Annotated in this window: 25 protein-coding genes; 16 read left to right on the top strand and 9 right to left on the bottom strand. The window is 35.4% G+C overall.

Going from position 1 to position 17,453, the window contains the following annotated elements:
- The first annotated feature begins 149 nt into the window (after positions 1–149).
- From ACUN26_RS17800 to ACUN26_RS17790, 3 genes are all read left to right on the top strand, one after another.
- Positions 150–800, top strand: coding sequence for a 2OG-Fe(II) oxygenase (locus ACUN26_RS17800; RefSeq protein ID WP_000183875.1), 651 nt, complete (start codon positions 150–152; stop codon positions 798–800).
- A gap of 120 nt (positions 801–920) precedes the next feature.
- Positions 921–1,418 carry a shikimate kinase gene (locus tag ACUN26_RS17795; RefSeq protein WP_000836652.1) on the top strand — a complete coding sequence of 166 codons (498 nt, stop codon included), beginning with the start codon at positions 921–923 and terminating at the stop codon, positions 1,416–1,418.
- 38 nt (positions 1,419–1,456) lie between these two features.
- Entirely contained in the window at positions 1,457–1,657 is a 201-nt protein-coding gene (locus ACUN26_RS17790) for a YqzE family protein (RefSeq protein ID WP_000106086.1), read from the top strand.
- Between the two features lie 65 nt (positions 1,658–1,722).
- Here the strand turns inward: ACUN26_RS17790 and ACUN26_RS17785 are convergent, their stop codons facing one another.
- Both ACUN26_RS17785 and ACUN26_RS17780 read right to left on the bottom strand, forming a co-directional pair.
- Positions 1,723–2,355 carry a VC0807 family protein gene (locus ACUN26_RS17785; RefSeq protein WP_001073100.1) on the bottom strand — a complete coding sequence of 211 codons (633 nt, stop codon included), beginning with the start codon at positions 2,353–2,355 and terminating at the stop codon, positions 1,723–1,725.
- A 140-nt stretch (positions 2,356–2,495) separates the two neighbouring features.
- Positions 2,496–2,612 (bottom strand): GTP pyrophosphokinase, encoded by a 117-nt coding sequence (locus ACUN26_RS17780; protein WP_073990725.1) that lies wholly within the window; start codon positions 2,610–2,612, stop codon positions 2,496–2,498.
- 72 nt (positions 2,613–2,684) lie between these two features.
- Here ACUN26_RS17780 and ACUN26_RS17775 point away from each other — a divergent pair, with 72 nt between their 5' ends.
- Positions 2,685–2,912 carry a hypothetical protein gene (locus ACUN26_RS17775; RefSeq protein ID WP_000032702.1) on the top strand — a complete coding sequence of 76 codons (228 nt, stop codon included), beginning with the start codon at positions 2,685–2,687 and terminating at the stop codon, positions 2,910–2,912.
- Between the two features lie 97 nt (positions 2,913–3,009).
- Positions 3,010–3,141: a hypothetical protein gene (locus ACUN26_RS17770; RefSeq protein ID WP_000064664.1), complete on the top strand. Its 132-nt coding sequence runs from the start codon at positions 3,010–3,012 to the stop codon at positions 3,139–3,141.
- A gap of 50 nt (positions 3,142–3,191) precedes the next feature.
- Here ACUN26_RS17770 and ACUN26_RS17765 read toward each other — a convergent pair whose 3' ends face one another.
- Positions 3,192–3,986 (bottom strand): YqhG family protein, encoded by a 795-nt coding sequence (locus ACUN26_RS17765; RefSeq protein WP_001183954.1) that lies wholly within the window; start codon positions 3,984–3,986, stop codon positions 3,192–3,194.
- A complete protein-coding gene (locus tag ACUN26_RS17760; RefSeq protein ID WP_001100044.1) occupies positions 3,973–5,655 on the bottom strand; it encodes a DEAD/DEAH box helicase in 1,683 nt (560 codons plus the stop codon). The genes ACUN26_RS17765 and ACUN26_RS17760 overlap by 14 nt, the downstream gene beginning before the upstream one ends.
- Before the next feature lie 390 nt (positions 5,656–6,045).
- Here ACUN26_RS17760 and gcvT point away from each other — a divergent pair, with 390 nt between their 5' ends.
- The 11 genes from gcvT (at position 6,046) to ACUN26_RS17705 (ending at position 14,624) form a co-directional block, all read left to right on the top strand.
- Positions 6,046–7,146: a glycine cleavage system aminomethyltransferase GcvT gene (gene gcvT / locus ACUN26_RS17755; protein WP_000631761.1), complete on the top strand. Its 1,101-nt coding sequence runs from the start codon at positions 6,046–6,048 to the stop codon at positions 7,144–7,146.
- A gap of 20 nt (positions 7,147–7,166) precedes the next feature.
- A complete protein-coding gene (gene gcvPA / locus ACUN26_RS17750; protein WP_000903224.1) occupies positions 7,167–8,510 on the top strand; it encodes an aminomethyl-transferring glycine dehydrogenase subunit 1 in 1,344 nt (447 codons plus the stop codon).
- The gene (gcvPB, locus tag ACUN26_RS17745; RefSeq protein ID WP_000795710.1) at positions 8,507–9,982 is read left to right on the top strand and encodes an aminomethyl-transferring glycine dehydrogenase subunit 2; all 1,476 of its coding nucleotides are present in this window, start codon (positions 8,507–8,509) and stop codon (positions 9,980–9,982) included. The genes gcvPA and gcvPB overlap by 4 nt, the downstream gene beginning before the upstream one ends.
- Positions 9,983–10,424: 442 nt before the next feature.
- A complete protein-coding gene (locus tag ACUN26_RS17740; RefSeq protein ID WP_002039587.1) occupies positions 10,425–10,628 on the top strand; it encodes a DUF3929 family protein in 204 nt (67 codons plus the stop codon).
- Positions 10,629–10,698: 70 nt separating this feature from the next.
- Positions 10,699–10,890 (top strand): hypothetical protein, encoded by a 192-nt coding sequence (locus ACUN26_RS17735; RefSeq protein ID WP_000535934.1) that lies wholly within the window; start codon positions 10,699–10,701, stop codon positions 10,888–10,890.
- Positions 10,891–11,006: 116 nt separating this feature from the next.
- On the top strand, positions 11,007–11,381 hold the full coding sequence (locus tag ACUN26_RS17730; RefSeq protein WP_001021357.1) for a GntR family transcriptional regulator: 375 nt from the start codon (positions 11,007–11,009) through the stop codon (positions 11,379–11,381).
- 3 nt (positions 11,382–11,384) lie between these two features.
- The gene (locus ACUN26_RS17725) at positions 11,385–12,257 is read left to right on the top strand and encodes an ABC transporter ATP-binding protein (RefSeq protein ID WP_000891283.1); all 873 of its coding nucleotides are present in this window, start codon (positions 11,385–11,387) and stop codon (positions 12,255–12,257) included.
- Positions 12,238–12,906 (top strand): ABC-2 transporter permease, encoded by a 669-nt coding sequence (locus ACUN26_RS17720; RefSeq protein ID WP_001249435.1) that lies wholly within the window; start codon positions 12,238–12,240, stop codon positions 12,904–12,906. The genes ACUN26_RS17725 and ACUN26_RS17720 overlap by 20 nt, the downstream gene beginning before the upstream one ends.
- A gap of 14 nt (positions 12,907–12,920) precedes the next feature.
- The gene (locus tag ACUN26_RS17715; protein ID WP_001186575.1) at positions 12,921–13,553 is read left to right on the top strand and encodes an ABC-2 transporter permease; all 633 of its coding nucleotides are present in this window, start codon (positions 12,921–12,923) and stop codon (positions 13,551–13,553) included.
- Between the two features lie 32 nt (positions 13,554–13,585).
- Positions 13,586–14,182 carry an ABC-2 transporter permease gene (locus tag ACUN26_RS17710; protein WP_000595355.1) on the top strand — a complete coding sequence of 199 codons (597 nt, stop codon included), beginning with the start codon at positions 13,586–13,588 and terminating at the stop codon, positions 14,180–14,182.
- Positions 14,183–14,432: 250 nt separating this feature from the next.
- Positions 14,433–14,624, top strand: a complete 192-nt coding sequence (locus ACUN26_RS17705; RefSeq protein WP_001042435.1) for a hypothetical protein — start codon at positions 14,433–14,435, stop codon at positions 14,622–14,624.
- Between the two features lie 10 nt (positions 14,625–14,634).
- Here ACUN26_RS17705 and ACUN26_RS17700 read toward each other — a convergent pair whose 3' ends face one another.
- The 5 genes from ACUN26_RS17700 to ACUN26_RS17680 form a co-directional block, all read right to left on the bottom strand.
- Positions 14,635–14,892: a DUF3975 family protein gene (locus tag ACUN26_RS17700; protein WP_000267969.1), complete on the bottom strand. Its 258-nt coding sequence runs from the start codon at positions 14,890–14,892 to the stop codon at positions 14,635–14,637.
- A 15-nt stretch (positions 14,893–14,907) separates the two neighbouring features.
- On the bottom strand, positions 14,908–15,222 hold the full coding sequence (locus ACUN26_RS17695) for a DMT family transporter (RefSeq protein WP_000312621.1): 315 nt from the start codon (positions 15,220–15,222) through the stop codon (positions 14,908–14,910).
- A 1-nt stretch (position 15,223) separates the two neighbouring features.
- Positions 15,224–15,556, bottom strand: a complete 333-nt coding sequence (locus ACUN26_RS17690) for a DMT family transporter (protein WP_000312340.1) — start codon at positions 15,554–15,556, stop codon at positions 15,224–15,226.
- Between the two features lie 71 nt (positions 15,557–15,627).
- The gene (locus ACUN26_RS17685; protein WP_002005730.1) at positions 15,628–16,209 is read right to left on the bottom strand and encodes a TetR/AcrR family transcriptional regulator; all 582 of its coding nucleotides are present in this window, start codon (positions 16,207–16,209) and stop codon (positions 15,628–15,630) included.
- A 97-nt stretch (positions 16,210–16,306) separates the two neighbouring features.
- Positions 16,307–17,284 carry a LacI family DNA-binding transcriptional regulator gene (locus tag ACUN26_RS17680; protein ID WP_001273954.1) on the bottom strand — a complete coding sequence of 326 codons (978 nt, stop codon included), beginning with the start codon at positions 17,282–17,284 and terminating at the stop codon, positions 16,307–16,309.
- Between the last annotated feature and the right edge of the window lie 169 nt (positions 17,285–17,453).

Genomic DNA, 17,453 nt, shown 5'->3' with positions numbered 1-17,453 from the left:
ATGAATTTCCATTGTGAAGAGCTTCAATTTCTTTTGGGAAATGGATAAATATAACGATCAAAAGTTTAAATTTTCTCAAAAAAGAGAAAGGTAGAAAGAATATGATATATTCATGCTATCCAATCATTTTTTTTAGGGAGAATAGGGAAATGACAAATAACAATCAAATAGGTGAAAATAAAGAACAAACTATTTTTGATCATAAAGGAAATACGATTATGACAGAAGATAGGGAAATACAAATTATTTCGAAATTCGAAGAACCTCTTATCGTCGTATTAGGAAATGTAATAAGTGACGAAGAATGCAACGAATTAATTGAAATGTCTAAAAATAAAATAAAACGTTCTACAATTGGTTCAGCACGTGATGTAAATGATATCCGAACAAGTAGCGGCGCATTTTTGGAAGAGAATGAACTTACTTCGAAGATTGAAAAACGTATTTCATCTATCATGAATGTTCCGGTGACGCATGGAGAAGGATTGCACATTTTAAATTATGAAGTGGATCAACAATATAAAGCGCACTATGATTATTTTGCGGAACATAGTAGATCAGCTGCTAATAATCGTATTAGCACGCTTGTAATGTACTTAAATGATGTAGAAGAAGGCGGAGAAACGTTCTTCCCGAAATTAAATCTTTCTGTACACCCTAGAAAGGGAATGGCAGTATACTTTGAGTATTTTTATCAAGATCAATCACTAAATGAGCTTACGTTACATGGAGGGGCACCTGTAACGAAAGGCGAGAAATGGATTGCAACGCAGTGGGTGAGAAGAGGTACTTATAGGTAAAAGCGAGTATGTTACGTTTTGTTCTTCTTAGTATAAGAAGAACAAAACGTTTTTTTATTAAACAAAGTAGCATCTTTCGTTATAATAACAATTAATACATGACGATTGAGAGGACAGAAAATGAAATCTATATACATAACCGGCTATATGGGAGCTGGGAAAACAACAATTGGAAAAGCGTTAAGTAAAGAACTGCAAATGGATGTTGTAGATACAGATCAAAAAATCGAAGAGAAGCAAGAGAAGGCAATTCGAAATATTTTTGCAGAAGAAGGCGAAATAACTTTTCGAGAATATGAAAGTGAGATGTTACGTTCACTACCAGTTCATAATGCAATCATTACAACTGGTGGAGGGATTATTGAGCGAGTGGAAAATCGAAAGTGGATGAAAGAGAACGGGACTGTCGTGTATTTATATTGTGATCCGCATGTAATTGCAGAAAGGCTTCGTGAAGATACGACACGACCACTATTTCAGAAGAAAGATATAGAGGCATTTGTAACGAAATTCGAATCGCGCCGAGCGTATTATGAAGAGGCACATATTCATATCGACACGACAAATAAGTCAGTAAAGCAAATTATGAATGAATTAAAGGAAAAGATTAATGAATAAAAAAGTGGACATACTAATCAAGTAGAGGTGATGATAATATGTCTACTAATGATTATGTTCGCTTTGTGACGCAGCAGTTTGTGTCATATATGGATGCACCAAAAGAAGATCGTAAACAAAAGAAAGAACAACGCCGCTCTGAAAAAGAGCCATTTTTAAATAAATGGTTTGGTGTTATGCCGCTTAGTGCAGCTTTATTTTATCGAAACGTAAAAAATAAAAGGAAAAAATCAAGTTAACTTTTAGTCATATGTCTAGCAAAATGAAAATCCCCTAGTAGCGTTATATACTAGGGGATTTTCATTTACTGTACAGACTCTTTTTCCTCAGTAACCGCATGTATTTTATTGTTCACCCATACGAACCCTATTCCGATACAAATTGAAATGCCCCAGCCGACAGCAGTCATAATCGCTCTCATTTCACCGTAGCCATCTACACCGAAAACGGAGATGAAATAAATTTTTAAAAAGCTTTTTAATATAAATTGAAGCCCGAAAAATAGCGTTAAATATTGTAGTGCTGGATATATACGACTATCACGATACAGTTCACGACTTTTATCACGGTCATGCCCTTGTAGTGCTGCAATATCTGCTGCGAAATATAACATAAGTGGTTTTTTTATAAAAATTGTACATATGACGATAATACCGAGTACGATGTGATAATACGCATCGTTCCACAACATTCGTTCAGCTGATCCAGATAATAAATCTACCGTCGTATTAGAAATGAGTGTAATTAAAATAAAGAATCCTGTCACGTTAAACTGCTTTTCTTTTTTAAAGGTATACAGTGTATAAATAATCCCCGGAACAGAGGAGATTAACATCGCGTAATAAGGATCAATATAAGGTTTTGCAAATTTCCAAATGAGGAATGGGATTACGAGATAAAAGACAAGATCTAATATAGCTTTTTTATTTTGATTCATACAAATCCTCCTTAAGTCATACATATATTTTATAATATAATTTCTGAAAATTGTATAAGGTTTGATTGGAAAAGAAAAAATATATCAATTTTTGAGGGATTAGTAGATTGAAAAAATTGCCCCTAGCGTAGTAAGTTTTTTTAGTATATAATAAAGGAAACGCTTTCATTTTTGGTTTGTTCACAAAATGGACGGAAAATCACATATGTACTATCGATATGTTGCTTTATAATGAAACTAATTAAATATACGTGCATACAATATTGTGAAATAAATAACATAAATAAAATATATAAATGTAAACGTTATCAAAGAGAGAGGTGGAAACAATGAGTAAATTTTTCTTCAATCATAATCCAGCAACAGTAGAGGATGGAAGGCTTGTTAAGTATGCTGAAATTATTTATGGAGAAGGTGGCCGTTCTGTATTAGAAAATTTAATGGTGAAGGCATCTATCAGATTGCGCGATCGTTATCCGAATAAATCTGACGAACAGATCTCGAACCTCGTAAATAAAGGCATCCATGATATGTTTCAAAAATATGTGAGTGAGTAAGAGTAGCCAATGGCTGCTCTTATTTTTTTGTATAAGGATTGTAACTCTAGCTGAAAATAAACATGTGTTTTGAAAAACGTAAAAAGGAGTGGGAAAGATGAGCAATGGAATTGGACGTTCGAAAGAAAACCTTCCAACTGATGCAAATCATGTGAGCGCAAAGGATCGTGCACAGCAGAAACGTATGGCACAGAAAAAACAGCAAGAGCGTAGTGACGATAGCGAGTAGGATAGAAAATAAATAAAAAAAAGCTCCTTCTAAAAACGGAAGGAGCTTTTTTAAGATAGAAAATGATTAGCGGTAACATAAAAGAGGCCACCGTTAATAATTTGCACTGTAATACGTGGTTCATATTGTTCTTGCAAGGCTTGTTTTTCAATTTCATAGCTTTCAGGAAGTTCATCACTATCTTCATAAAAACGATTTAAAAGATCTAAATCGTGATTCCAACGTACCCTCGCTTCTTTCGCCCACGCATGATCATCTTCTGCAATTATATTTTTTAAAGCGTCCTCTATACGTTGTAAGCCGCTTTGAGGCTTAATGATAGGAGAGAGCGTAAAACAAAAATCAGGTATTTTCGGTGTAAGTTTAATGTTAGTTAATGTTTCATGAAAATTTGCCATCATTGTTCCAGAGATGAGATGAATACCAATGGAATGAAGGATGTCTTTTTTTCGATCACATTGATAAGACACTTTTATATTTACACCGAGCCAAGGATGGAGCGGTGTATGCGTTGCCCCGTTATGCTTTATTTCCTCATATAAACGTATGTAAGAGCCTAATTCTTTCGTTGTCTGGAAAATTTGATGTAGTCGTGGTGAACCGTAGTGAATAAGTTCGCCATCGTTTTCTTCGTTTTCTGGATTTGTAATAAGAGTAAGGCGCATCGGATTCGGTACGCCTCCTGTTTTTTCAAGATAGTGCCAATAGAAAGGGCGGTTCATTAATAATTTATCCATCTCAATTGTTAACTGCACATCTAATAGGTGAGGGGAACGTCCTAAAATTTCGCAGTTATTCGCTTCAAAGAAATTGTTTAAGTAATTATGGATTTCATGTTGCTGCATAGCCTTGCACCTCAGCTTCATTTCGCTTCGCAAAATCGATAATAGATGTTAAGTTTTCCATCTTAATTCGAATTTCTCCTTCGCTTTTTGATTGCGCAAAAATTTCTTGAATATGCGCATCGATGTTTTTCATATTAATTCTTGTTAAAATTTCATCGAGTTCACCGATAACACGCTCAAATAAATTTATTTTTTCATATAACAGTTTCAAAATGTGTTCTTCAACAGTATGCTTTGTAGCTAAGTTATAAATATGAACATCATTTTTTTGACCAAGACGGTGAATACGTCCAATTCTTTGTTCAAGACGCATTGGGTTCCATGGCAAATCATAATTGATCATATGGCTACAAAACTGTAAGTTAATTCCTTCTCCGCCAGCTTCCGTTGCAATTAATACTTGCGCGTGTTTTTGGAAAAGTTCCTTCATCCAATCTTTTTTCCCGCGTTTAAATCCACCGCGGAACGGAACGGAAGAAATGCCGTGCTGCTGTAAAAACCATTGTAAGTACATTTGTGACGCTCGATATTCCGTGAAGATGACGACTTTATCGTCAATTTCTTTTATAAGCTCAAGAGCTTTATTTGCTTTTGAGTTGAATGGAATATGATTAATATTGTCCATTAGTACATCAATATATGGATCTTTTATATATTGTTCATTTTCTTTCTGACGTTTTTCTACATGCTTTTTTAATGAATAGTACACAGCTTCACGGCTACTACATGCCTCGCGTTTTAATGTTAAGGATGAGAAAGCAGATGTGAAGGCATCTCGTCCTCCCCAGTGTTCAATTGCATTATATAAAGCTTGCTCTTCTTTATTAAACTCTACAAAAATTGTACGTACATGCCTCTTCGGCCAATCAATTCCGGTATTATGACGTCTATTTCGGACCATTACTTTGTTAATGAGAGCTTTTAAGTCTTCATCTGATTCGGCTGAACGATTTTTTGAAGCGTAGTATTCTTCAAAGTTGGATTGATTGCCCAAATGTCCCGGTTTTAATAAAGAAACAAGGTTGAAAATTTCATCAATCTTGTTTTGAACAGGAGTAGCTGTTAGTAATAAACAAAACTTCTTTTTTAATCGCTGTGCAAATTCATAGTTTTTTGTTTTATTATTTTTTAGTTTATGTGCTTCATCGATAATAATAAGATCATATTCTAAGTTCAAAACGATATCGCGATGTGGTGAACGTTTTGCAGTATCAATTGATGATACGATCACGTCAGCTTGCTCCCACGAGTAGCTTTTCTTTTGAGCTACAGCTGGAATGAAAAACTTTGTATTTAGTTCGTATGCCCATTGTGACACGAGAGAGGCTGGGACGAGTATGAGTACTTTTTTCACAAGCCCACGCACCATATATTCTTTTAAAATAAGTCCAGCTTCAATTGTTTTTCCAAGCCCTACTTCGTCGGCTAGTATCGCTTTACCGTTCATTTGTTCAATAACATTTTGAGCGACTTCTAATTGATGAGGAAGCGGTGTGAAATGGGATAAGTGCTTCGGTGCTTGTAGTCCATCGAAAGTAGGAACAAGTAACGATTTTTCTGTTTCATAAGCTAAATGGTATAAATCCCAGTTTGTCCAAGGACCATCTTCTTCAATTCTATTTAAAAAATTGTTTTGCCACGTCCGATCTACGGAAATATCAACATTCATTACGACTCTCCCACCTTTTATAAGTTAAAGTAATTATTTTTTACATGTATAATGATTCGCCTTGAAAGAAGGCTTTGTTATCGTTATTAAAGGCTATATGATAGACAATAATAAGCATTAAATCTCAAAAGTTGTATTTAGTAAGATTAAGAATGAAAAATTCTAAATTATTTTTTATGCTAGAATATTGATGAAATATAGCGAATGATGTTAGGATAATGGTGTGAAATGTGTGGAATCTTTCGTATTTTATCCAAGAAAGTACTTTTTTATTTACGCTTTCATAAAAAAATATAGTGAGATTCCGTATATCCTATCTTTTCAGAATGAAAATGTTTAGATATGGGAAGCAACTTTTATTGATTTGTCAGAGCATAAGGGGGAAAGAGCATGATTACATTACAACGTACACCGTTATTTGATGTATACGCGAAGTATGGTGGGAAAACAATCGACTTTGGTGGCTGGGAATTACCAGTTCAATTTTCAAGCATTAAAGAAGAACACGAAGCTGTACGTACAGCGGCAGGTTTGTTCGATGTGTCTCATATGGGAGAAGTTGAGGTAAAAGGTGTAGATAGTTTAGCATTTTTACAACGTGTTGTTACAAATGACGTATCTACCTTAAAGGTAGGAGGCGCACAATATACAGCTATGTGCTACGAAAATGGTGGTACAGTAGATGATTTATTAATCTACAAACGTGGTGAAGAAGACTATTTATTAGTAATCAATGCATCAAATATCGAGAAAGATTACGAATGGTTAGCAAGTCATGTAATTGGCGATGCGAAAGTAGTCAATGTTTCTAGTGAAGTTGCGCAGCTTGCAATTCAAGGACCAAAAGCAGAAGGCATTTTACAAAAAGTTGTGTCAGAAGATTTGAAAGAAATTAAGTTCTTTAAATTTAAAAACGATATTCTTGTAGATGGAATTCCTGCACTTGTATCTCGTACAGGTTACACAGGTGAAGACGGATTCGAAATTTACTGTAAGAGTGAAGATGCTGCAAAACTTTGGGAGAAACTTCTTGAAGTTGGAGCAGAAGAGGGCTTAAAAGCATGTGGTTTAGGTGCTCGTGATACACTTCGCTTTGAAGCAACACTTCCGTTATACGGACAAGAATTATCAAAAGATATTACACCGATTGAAGCAGGAATTGGCTTTGCGGTAAAACCAAACAAAGAAGCAGATTTCTTTGGAAAAGAAACGTTAAAAGAGCAAAAAGAAAACGGTGCATCTCGTAAATTAGTCGGCATCGAAGTGATCGAACGCGGTATTCCTCGTACGCATTACCCTGTATTTGTAGGAGAAGAAAAAATCGGGGAAGTAACGAGTGGTACACAATCTCCAACGTTAAAGAAAAGCATTGGTTTAGCACTAATTGATGTAAAATACGCAGCAGTTGATACAGAAGTAGAAATTGAAATTCGTAATAAACGCGTCAAAGCAGTAGTTGTTCCAACACCATTTTATAAACGTTCAAAGTAACGGGGAGAGGGGTAGATTTCATGTTGCATCGTTATCTTCCAATGACAGAAGAAGACAAAAAAGAAATGTTACAAACGATCGGCGTTCAAACGATCGACGAATTATTCTCTGATATTCCAGAGAGTGTTCGTTTTAAAGGGGATTTAAAAATTAAAGAAGCAAAATCAGAGCCAGAGCTTTTAAAAGAGCTATCTCAAATGGCTGGTAAAAATGCTAATTTAAAAGAATATGCTTCTTTCTTAGGAGCAGGCGTATACGATCATTATGCTCCAGTAATTGTTGATCATGTTATTTCTCGTTCAGAGTTTTATACTGCTTACACGCCATACCAACCAGAAATTTCACAAGGGGAATTACAAGCAATCTTTGAATTCCAAACAATGATTTGTGAATTAACAGGAATGGATGTAGCAAACTCTTCTATGTATGACGGAGGTACAGCTTTAGCTGAAGCGGCAATGTTAGCGGCTGGCCATACTCGTAAAAAGAAAATTCTTGTATCTAGTGCAGTGCACCCAGAATCAAGAGCAGTACTTGAAACTTATGCAAAAGGTCAACATCTAGAAGTTGTTGAAATTAATCATAAAGATGGTGTAACAGATTTAGACGTATTACAAAGCGAAGTAGACGATACAGTTGCTTGTGTAATCGTTCAATATCCAAACTTCTTCGGACAAGTTGAAAAGTTAGCTGATATTGAAAAAATCGTTCATCAACAAAAATCATTATTTATCGTTTCTTCAAATCCGTTATCATTAGGCGCATTAACACCACCAGGGAAATTCGGTGCTGACATTGTAATCGGTGATGCACAACCATTCGGTATTCCAACACAGTTTGGTGGACCACACTGTGGTTACTTTGCAACAACGAAAGCATTTATGCGTAAAATTCCAGGACGTCTTGTCGGACAAACGGTAGATTCAGATGGTAAACGTGGATTTGTATTAACGCTACAAGCACGTGAACAGCATATTCGTCGTGACAAAGCGACATCTAACATTTGTTCAAACCAAGCGTTAAATGCATTAGCAGCTTCTGTTGCAATGACGGCACTTGGAAAACAAGGTGTGAAAGAAATGGCACGTCAAAATATTTCTAAAGCACAATATGCAAAACGTCAATTCGAAGCGAAAGGCTTCACAGCTACATTTGCTGGACCATTCTTCAATGAATTCGTTGTAGATTGCAAACGTCCAGTGAAAGAAGTAAACGACGCATTACTACAAAAGAATATTATCGGTGGTTATGATCTAGGCCGTGATTATAAAGAATTAGAAAATCATATGCTGTTAGCAGTAACTGAGCTTCGTACAAAAGAGGAAATTGACACACTTGTAAACGAAATGGGGGCTATCCAATGAAGAACCAAGACCAAGCACTTATTTTTGAAGTGACTAAAGAAGGACGCGTAGGATATAGCTTACCCAAATTAGATGTAGAAGAAGTGAAACTAGAAGATGTATTTGAGAGCGATTATATTCGAGTAGAAGATGCAGAGCTACCAGAAGTATCTGAACTTGACATTATGCGCCACTATACAGCACTTTCAAACCGTAACCACGGCGTGGATTCTGGATTCTATCCACTTGGATCTTGTACGATGAAATATAATCCGAAAATTAATGAGAATGTAGCTCGTTTTGCAGGATTTGCAAATATTCATCCACTTCAAGATGAAAAGACAGTACAAGGTGCAATGGAATTAATGTACGACTTACAAGAGCATTTAATTGAAATTACAGGTATGGATACTGTTACATTACAACCAGCAGCAGGTGCACACGGAGAATGGACAGGTTTAATGTTAATTCGTGCCTACCATGAAGCAAATGGTGACTTTAACCGTACGAAAGTAATTGTTCCTGACTCTGCTCACGGAACGAATCCAGCATCTGCAACTGTAGCTGGTTTTGAAACAATTACAGTAAAATCGAATGAACATGGTCTTGTTGACTTAGAAGATTTAAAACGTGTTGTAAACGAAGAAACAGCAGCACTTATGTTAACAAATCCAAATACATTAGGTCTATTCGAAGAAAATATTTTAGAAATGGCTGAAATCGTCCATAATGCAGGCGGTAAATTATACTATGATGGTGCAAACTTAAATGCGGTATTAAGCCAAGCGCGCCCAGGAGATATGGGATTTGACGTTGTGCATTTAAACCTTCATAAAACATTTACAGGTCCGCATGGCGGCGGTGGTCCAGGTTCTGGTCCAGTAGGTGTGAAGGCTGATTTAATTCCGTACTTACCAAAACCAATTTTAGAGAAAACGGAAAATGGCTACCACTTCAATTACGATCGTCCAGAAGCAATTGGGCGTGTGAAACCATTCTATGGTAACTTCGGTATTAACGTTCGTGCATACACATACATTCGTTCTATGGGTCCAGATGGACTACGTGCAGTAACTGAGTATGCTGTATTAAATGCGAATTATATGATGAGAAGATTAGCGCCGTTCTATGATCTTCCGTTCGATAGACATTGTAAGCATGAATTTGTATTATCAGGTCGTCGTCAAAAGAAACTTGGTGTACGTACATTAGATATTGCAAAACGTCTGCTTGATTTCGGTTACCACCCACCAACAATTTACTTCCCATTAAATGTGGAAGAATGTATTATGATTGAACCGACAGAAACAGAATCAAAAGAAACGTTAGATGGTTTCATTGATAAGATGATTCAAATCGCTAAAGAAGTAGAAGAAAATCCAGAAGTTGTACAAGAAGCACCGCACACTACAGTTATTAAACGTTTAGACGAAACGATGGCTGCTCGTAAACCTGTTTTACGTTATGAAAAGCTTGCTCCTGTACAAGTTTGATTAGAATAAAAAAGAACTCGCTACATGCGGGTTCTTTTTTTGTTTGGAGAATTTGTCCCGCTATTTGTGGACAGTAAAACTCCCAACTCAAAACTTAGCTGGTGCAAAGAAGCCAGGTGGGAGATAAACTGTCCGTAAATGCCCGATTGGTGAAGGCTAATAATCAGTGGGGATGAACAAAAATCCCTACTGATTAAAGTTTCACTTTATGCAGAAATAGTGAAGAAAATGTTAAAACTTTATATTTTTTGTTTCATAATTGTGTAAAGATGTAGTTTTATAGGTAGTTTTGTTGAAAAAGTCGGTTTGATAAAAGTATTTATTTTTGTTAGAATTTTATTGAAATTAAGAAGATGTGATGAGGCAAAAATTACTCATTTTTATGTATATGTGAAAAAACGAGCAAGGCGGGGGTGAAAGTGTGGGATATCGATGTTATAGAATGGTATACCATTTAGAAAATGGAGAAACAATTAAAGATGTAAAAGAATTTTGCTATCGAGACCAAGGAAAAGTGTTAGAAAGAGTAGCACATCGTGTAATGGATAATAGAGAAGTGACGGCGATTGATAAACAAGGAACAATCATTTCAATAGCATGTGAGGACATTGTAAAGGTAGAACTTGATTACATAAAAGAAAGTTAACCTTGAGTCATATCGAATTATTCGATAAAATATACTGTTGAATGGTGCAGAGAGTAGAGAGGAGTTTATCATGGGTAGTACAAGACACTTTTATATGTTTATTTTAGCGTTTGTTCTTGTTGTGGCGTTAACGATTTATTTAATTGTTGATAGCAGCTGGTACAATACAGTTCATCCGGCATTCCTTCTGTTTATGTATGTAGGAATTGCGGTTGTTAGTTTCGGAATGAGAGACGAAATGTTAGATCGCTTTGAAAAGTGATACATATACGAAAGACCAACAGGAAAATGTTGGTCTTTTTTTCTTGCCAAAAATAGGATGGTGTGCATATACTGTATATATAAGATATATACAGTATATACACACTGGAGGAAAACATGAATATTATTATTTCGAATTCTTCCCAAGACCCTATTTATGTACAAATAAGGAAACAATTAAGCCAGCTTATTTTAAATGGTGGTTTAAAGGGGGGAGACCAACTGCCGTCTATTCGTAGCTTAGCGAAGGAATTACAAATTAGTGTAATTACAACGAAGCGTGCGTACGAGGAACTTGAAAAAGAAGGATATATAGAAACTGTTGCTGGGAAGGGGACTTATGTTTCACGTAAAAACAATGAACTATTAAAAGAACAGCGCTTACGTTTATTGGAAAGTAAGGCTGAAGAAATTGTGAGAGAAAGTAAAGTGTTGCAGCTTTCACTTGAAGATTTACAGCAGATGATTGCGTGTTTATATGAGGGGGAATAAGGAATGTTAGAGCTAAAAAACGTTTGTAAAAGATATCAAGATTTTGCAGTGAAAAATATAAGTTTTACGCTGCCACGTGGATATATTATGGGATTTGTCGGACCGAATGGTGCTGGGAAAAGTACGACGATCAAAATGATTATGAATTTAATTAGAAAAGAGAGCGGCGATATACAAATTTTTGGCAAGGACAATAAGAAAGCAGAAAAGGAAATAAAACAAAATATCGGCTTTGTATATGATGAAAATCATTACTACGAAGATTTAACGTGTGAACAAATGAAGCGTATTATTGCACCGCTATATAAAAAGTGGGACGAATGTCAGTATCAATCGTATATGGAGAGATTACAAGTTCCAAAGTATAAAAAAATTAAAGAGTTATCTAAAGGGATGAAAATGAAATTTGCGATTGCCATCGCGCTTTCGCATCATGCAGAGTTTATTATTATGGATGAACCAACAGCAGGATTGGACCCAGTTGTTCGAAGTGAATTGCTTGATATATTGCAAGAAATTGTAATGGAAGATGAAGTATCTGTATTATTCTCAACGCACATTACAACAGACTTAGAGCGCATCGCAGATTATATTACTTTTATCAACGATGGGGAAATTATATTTACTGGTGAGAAAGATGAATTAATGGAGAGCTACGTAATCGTAAAGGGAAGTAATGATTTATTGGATCGAGAAGGAAAAGAGCTATTTGTTGGATTACGAAAAAATAAATTTGGTTTTGAAGGTTTAGCGAAGGATAAACAAGTAATTATCGATTGGTTTGGAAATGAGGTTGTACTAGAAAAGCCTACATTAGATGATATTATCGTTTACACTGCGAAAGGGAGAGGTGCCTATGCGTCAGCTCATCTATAAAGATTTGTTCTTTTTTCGGGTAACTTGGTTAGTGAATCTTATTATGCCCCTTATGTTCTTTTTACTTGAGCCCGGGAGTGAATTGTTATTTCCGATGAGTTGTCTATTTATAACCCTTTCCTCCGTTATGACGCTAATCTATATGGATGAAAGGAATAAAAGTGACATTGTAATAAATAGTTTACCGTTAAGTCGAAAGGATATCATAATTGCTAGATATATTTCCTGTGCAATATTTATTGTAGGTGGCATGCTCTCTACGATGTTAGTTGTTTTTCTTATAAGAGGCATTGTGGTCATCGGTGATATCGGTGCATATCATCCTAATCTATACATTGAAATTCCGTGGTATGAAATAATAAATGGAGCTGTTTACGCCGTATTTTTGGTTGTCACGTTTTTCCCTAGTTATTATGGTACAAAGTCGAAGGTAGTAAGAAGTATAGTATCAGCAGCCTCAATAGGAGTCGGAGGGATACTTTGGATATTTATTAGTGATGAGATCAATGGAATAGCACCTTCATTCATTGAGTGGATTATGAATCCTATGCATATTGGTGTATTTATAGTTGGATTCATTACATTAGTTAGTATTTATATCGCTTCTATGTTTCTAACAATTAAAATTTATGGAGCCCGTGATTTATAGAGAGGAGAATTCATATGCAACAGTTAATTTTGAAGGAGTTTTTCTTACAGAAGAAGATGATTCCTTTCTATTTTTTAATACCCGTTTTATCGATTTTTAGGAATTCTGTAGAACCGATGGGGATTGCAATAGGATTATTTATGACATGTAGTATGATTATATATATTTCTTTTTATTATGAAGAAAAAAGTAAAACAGAAAAAGTATTAGTGAGTTTGCCTATAACGAGAAAAGAGATAGTTATAGCTAAATATATTTCAACTACATTATTTATTATAGTCGGTTTGAGTACAACTTTTATAGTCGTAATATTAGGAAATATTTTGTTGGACAGAGATATAGTTATTCCTGGATATGCAATGTTTTCAGCAATAGTAGCAACTTTGATTTATTGTGTGATAATGATACCTACTAATTACATCGGAGGAAATAAAGCTACTACTGTCTTGTATGTAATTATGATTTTTCCTTTAATAGGTATGATTGGCCTTATGTGTAATGTTTTTGGTGATAAAACAATTATGTTAAAAGTACTTCACTCTGAGGATGCTACAGTAGCGATGAGTGTTCTTGGTATCGGAGTGTTAGTAAGTATAGTCATATCAATGTTACTCTCAATGAAAATGTTTCAAGAGGCAGAGTTATAGAAGTGGCATTTTCATGTTAGGAGGTGTAATACATGATTAAGCAATTAATTTTAAAAGGTTTCATCATTCAATGGAAATTTTTAATTTGGTACATACTGTATCCTATTTTCTTTTATATGGCCTTAACAGATACGGAAAATCTGTTCATAATTATGTCAGTAATTATTACAATTGGGGCAACAGTAAAAACATTTGAAGCAGATAGTAAAAATGAGAGTGAAGTGATAGTAAATAGTTTACCAATATTGAGAAAACAAATTGTGTATGCGAAATATATAGTAGCAATTATTATTCTTTTTATAAGTGTAATAGTCGGTTGTTTCACGATGGGAATGAAGAATGGGGTTAACCTATTTGAATTTATTGAAACGACAATGGTTGCTAGTATTAGCTTTATTTTAATATATTTAAGCTTGGTTTTACCGATATCATTTTGGCTAGCATATAAAAAAGCTATTTTTATTACGCTTTTCATGCTAATAGCACCGACAGCCATTTGTACTATGTTCTTTGAAATCAACCTGGAACAAATCCAACTATATAACAGTTTATTATTCGTTAGTTCAATATGCATGTTCATAGTATCTGCCTTCGTTTCAATGAAATTGTATGAGAAGAGAGAATTTTAAAAGGTGCCTCATAAAAGGCACCTTCTTCAATATCGACAATATGAAAGTAATAGTTTATAAACAGAGAGGCTATTCGGTACAACATCTTTTGGAGTATGTAATATAAAGCTGAAAACGATAATGAGAATGAGAAAGAGGAAAAATAAAAATAGGATCTGTTTATGTATAGAATTTTGCATAGGATCCACTCCTTTTTTAGGTAGTATGTCCAAAAGGAAGGAGTGTATGAAAAATTTTAGGAGGGAGAATGATGAACAAAAGAAAATGGTTATATAGAATAGGAATACTTTTAGTTTCAATTGGTTGCATATTAGCAAACTTTTATTCGGATATACCAATGCTATTTCCTAGTTTGCATAAAGGAATTGGTATGAGTGTTGTCGTAGTTGGTCTGCTTTGTCTTATCACATCAAACTTCTATAGAAAGTCTGAATCTATATAAAAAAGGACAGTTACTCTTTTTCAGAGTAACTGTCCTTTTTAAATAACTTATTATATAGCTTGGCGATACTCCATATAATTACGATTGCAATGGAAGCGATAATGGACCAAACGATAGATAAAATTTCAAGTGTCATGTTCGGAAGGAATGCAAGAATGGATAATACTTTATGAAACAACCATTCTATTATATGAAAACTTACTTGCAGTAGAATGGCGATCACGAGTGTGATCCATGCTAACATTTGTTTTCCTTTTTCTCTCCACATGACATTCACCTCACGTTAGCTTAATAGTTTTAAGCCAACAGCGCCGCATAGAATGCAGCTTAAGAAGGCAAGACGACGCCAATCCGCTGATTCTCGGAAAATAAGAATGCCTAGAAGTGCACTTCCGGCAGTTCCGATTCCAGTCCAAATCGCGTAAGCAGTTCCCATCGGTAATGTGTCCATCGCAAGGGATAAGAAGAAGAAGCTTACGCCGAAGTTAGCGATTAAAATAACTTTTGGTGCCCAGCCTTTCTTTTCAGTGGCTACTTTCATAAAGAGTACACCAATAATTTCACAAATACCAGCTAGAATTAAAAATACCCAAGCCATTTTATGCGGCCTCCTTCGTTTCTTTTTCTTCTGTTACTCGTTTTAAACCAATTACTCCGAAGAAGATTAAACCGATTAATAAAACTTTTACGATAGAGAACGGTTCTCCGAAGATGAAAATTTCTGTAAGAACGATTCCGCCCGCTCCGATTCCTGTGAAGACTGCGTATACAGTGCCGACAGGTAAATCTTTATAAGCTCTAAATAATAAGACGAAACTAATTGTAATTAATAGCGCAACACCAGCCCACTCAAGTGGTGCCTCCGCTTTTTTTAGTCCAATCACCCAAAAGATTTCAATAATACCAGCGATGATTACATAAATCCATGCCATATGTCATTTCTCCTTCCTACCAGTCGTTAGGTAAAGGGCTTAAAAACGACGCATTGCAAAGGAGCAATCCGTCAGTTTGAAAGTCCGCGCCAAAATACTTTCCAAGAAGCGTCTAAACGTGTCTCAAAACGATTTAAACCTGCGTATAGTAGTTCAACCATAAGACCGTCGAGTAAGCATAGAAAAGCCTCTAAGGCGTCTTTTACTTCAATGTTATGCAGCTCATCTTGTTCGCTTGCTCTTTTAAATACCGGGAATAAAAGTTTTCCGACGTTTTCAATGTGTACATTTGCTTTATTAATAATTTGTTCGCGAAATGCATCAGGCGGAAAATAAGAAGTTCGTAACCAAAACATTGATTCTTCACTTTCACCAAATCGTTTTGCGTAGCCTTTTAATAATTTTAATAGCAATTCTTCAGTGGACGAATTGGAAAAGCTTTCGATATCGCCTGTGAAGCTCTGCAAATCTTTTTGAAGAGCAGATTCTAAGCATATGAAATATAGCTCTTCTTTTCCTTTAAAGTGTGCGTAAATCGATGGTTTTTTAATCCCAACTTCTTGGGCAATATTTGCCAATGAAGTTCCTTCATAGCCGTAGCGTGCGAAATGAGAAAGTGCTACAGCTTTAATGCGATTTGCTGTCATTTTCATCCCCTACCTACCGTTCGTTAGGTTTATTATATGAGATAAAAAACACAAAGTCAATAGGTGAAAAGCTGAAAAAGAGTGCTATAGTTAACGCTCCTTTTCAGACTGTTTTTCGCTCAATTAAATGGAATGGAAGTTCTTCTGAGTTCCCGGTTATTTGTTCGTCCTGCATCTGTTTATGGAATAAGGTAAAAGCACGTGATCCCATCGTAAGACCAGGGTGTTCAATAGTCGAAATTTCTAACGCCTTTGAAATTTCATGGTTATCGAATCCTAAAATAGCGAGATCTTCAGGGACGCGAACACCATGTTTCTTTGCTTCTGTTAATAAACCGGCAGCTACTTGGTCATTCGCTGTGAAAATAGCAGTTGGACGATTTTTCATATGTAAAATACGGTGGAGTATTTGTGCTCCGTCCTGCATTGTATAGCATTGATGAAAAATCCATTCAGGATGTAACGTTTGACCTTCGTTATGAAGTGTATCAGCAAACGCTTTTTCACGTTCCATAGAATTTACACTCGTTTTTCTTGCTAAACAAATTCCGATTTTTTCATGGCCTTTACTTAGTAAATATGCAGTACCGAGCCGGAATCCTTCATAATGATCTACGTAGACAGATGAAATGAGGGGGTGGTTCATTTTTTCACATGAAATAATAGGGGCGAATTTTGCGAAAGGTTCGATTTGTTCCCATGAACTCGTTCGAGAACAAATAATCATCCCGTCAAATTGTTTCATTTTCATCATTTCAAGAACACGAATTTCTTCAATACTATCGTAATTTGTTTGGCATAAATTAATGTGATATCCAGCTGCTAACGCTTCGTTTCCGATTCCTTCAATAATGGTACTGAAGTAAGGGACATTAATGAAAGGGAGCATAACCCCGATTGTATATGTTTTCCCCTTTATTAAATGAATAGCATTTATATTTTTTGCGTAGTTTAATTCTTCAACCGCCTCTAGAACTCGTTTCCGTTTGTCTTCTTTTACGTAAGGGTGATTATTTAAGACACGGGAAACGGTTGATATAGATACACCAGCAGTTTTAGCGATTTGTTTTATATTGGCCATATGGATCACCTCTTTACTTATTATAAAGGGAAAATAAGTAGAATGAAAAAATCTTGACCTGAAAAGCTTTTCACAATCTATGTTATAAATAGGACTTCTATTATTCGCGTAACCATTTCGTTTGGGCGTAAGAATAGCGAAGTCTTTCTGTTTGTTTGAAAGCAGTTTT

The organism is Bacillus sp. WC2503, assembly GCF_052682895.1.
The sequence above is the reverse complement of the archived record's forward strand: the minus strand, read 5'-3'. Positions and strand labels throughout refer to the sequence as shown.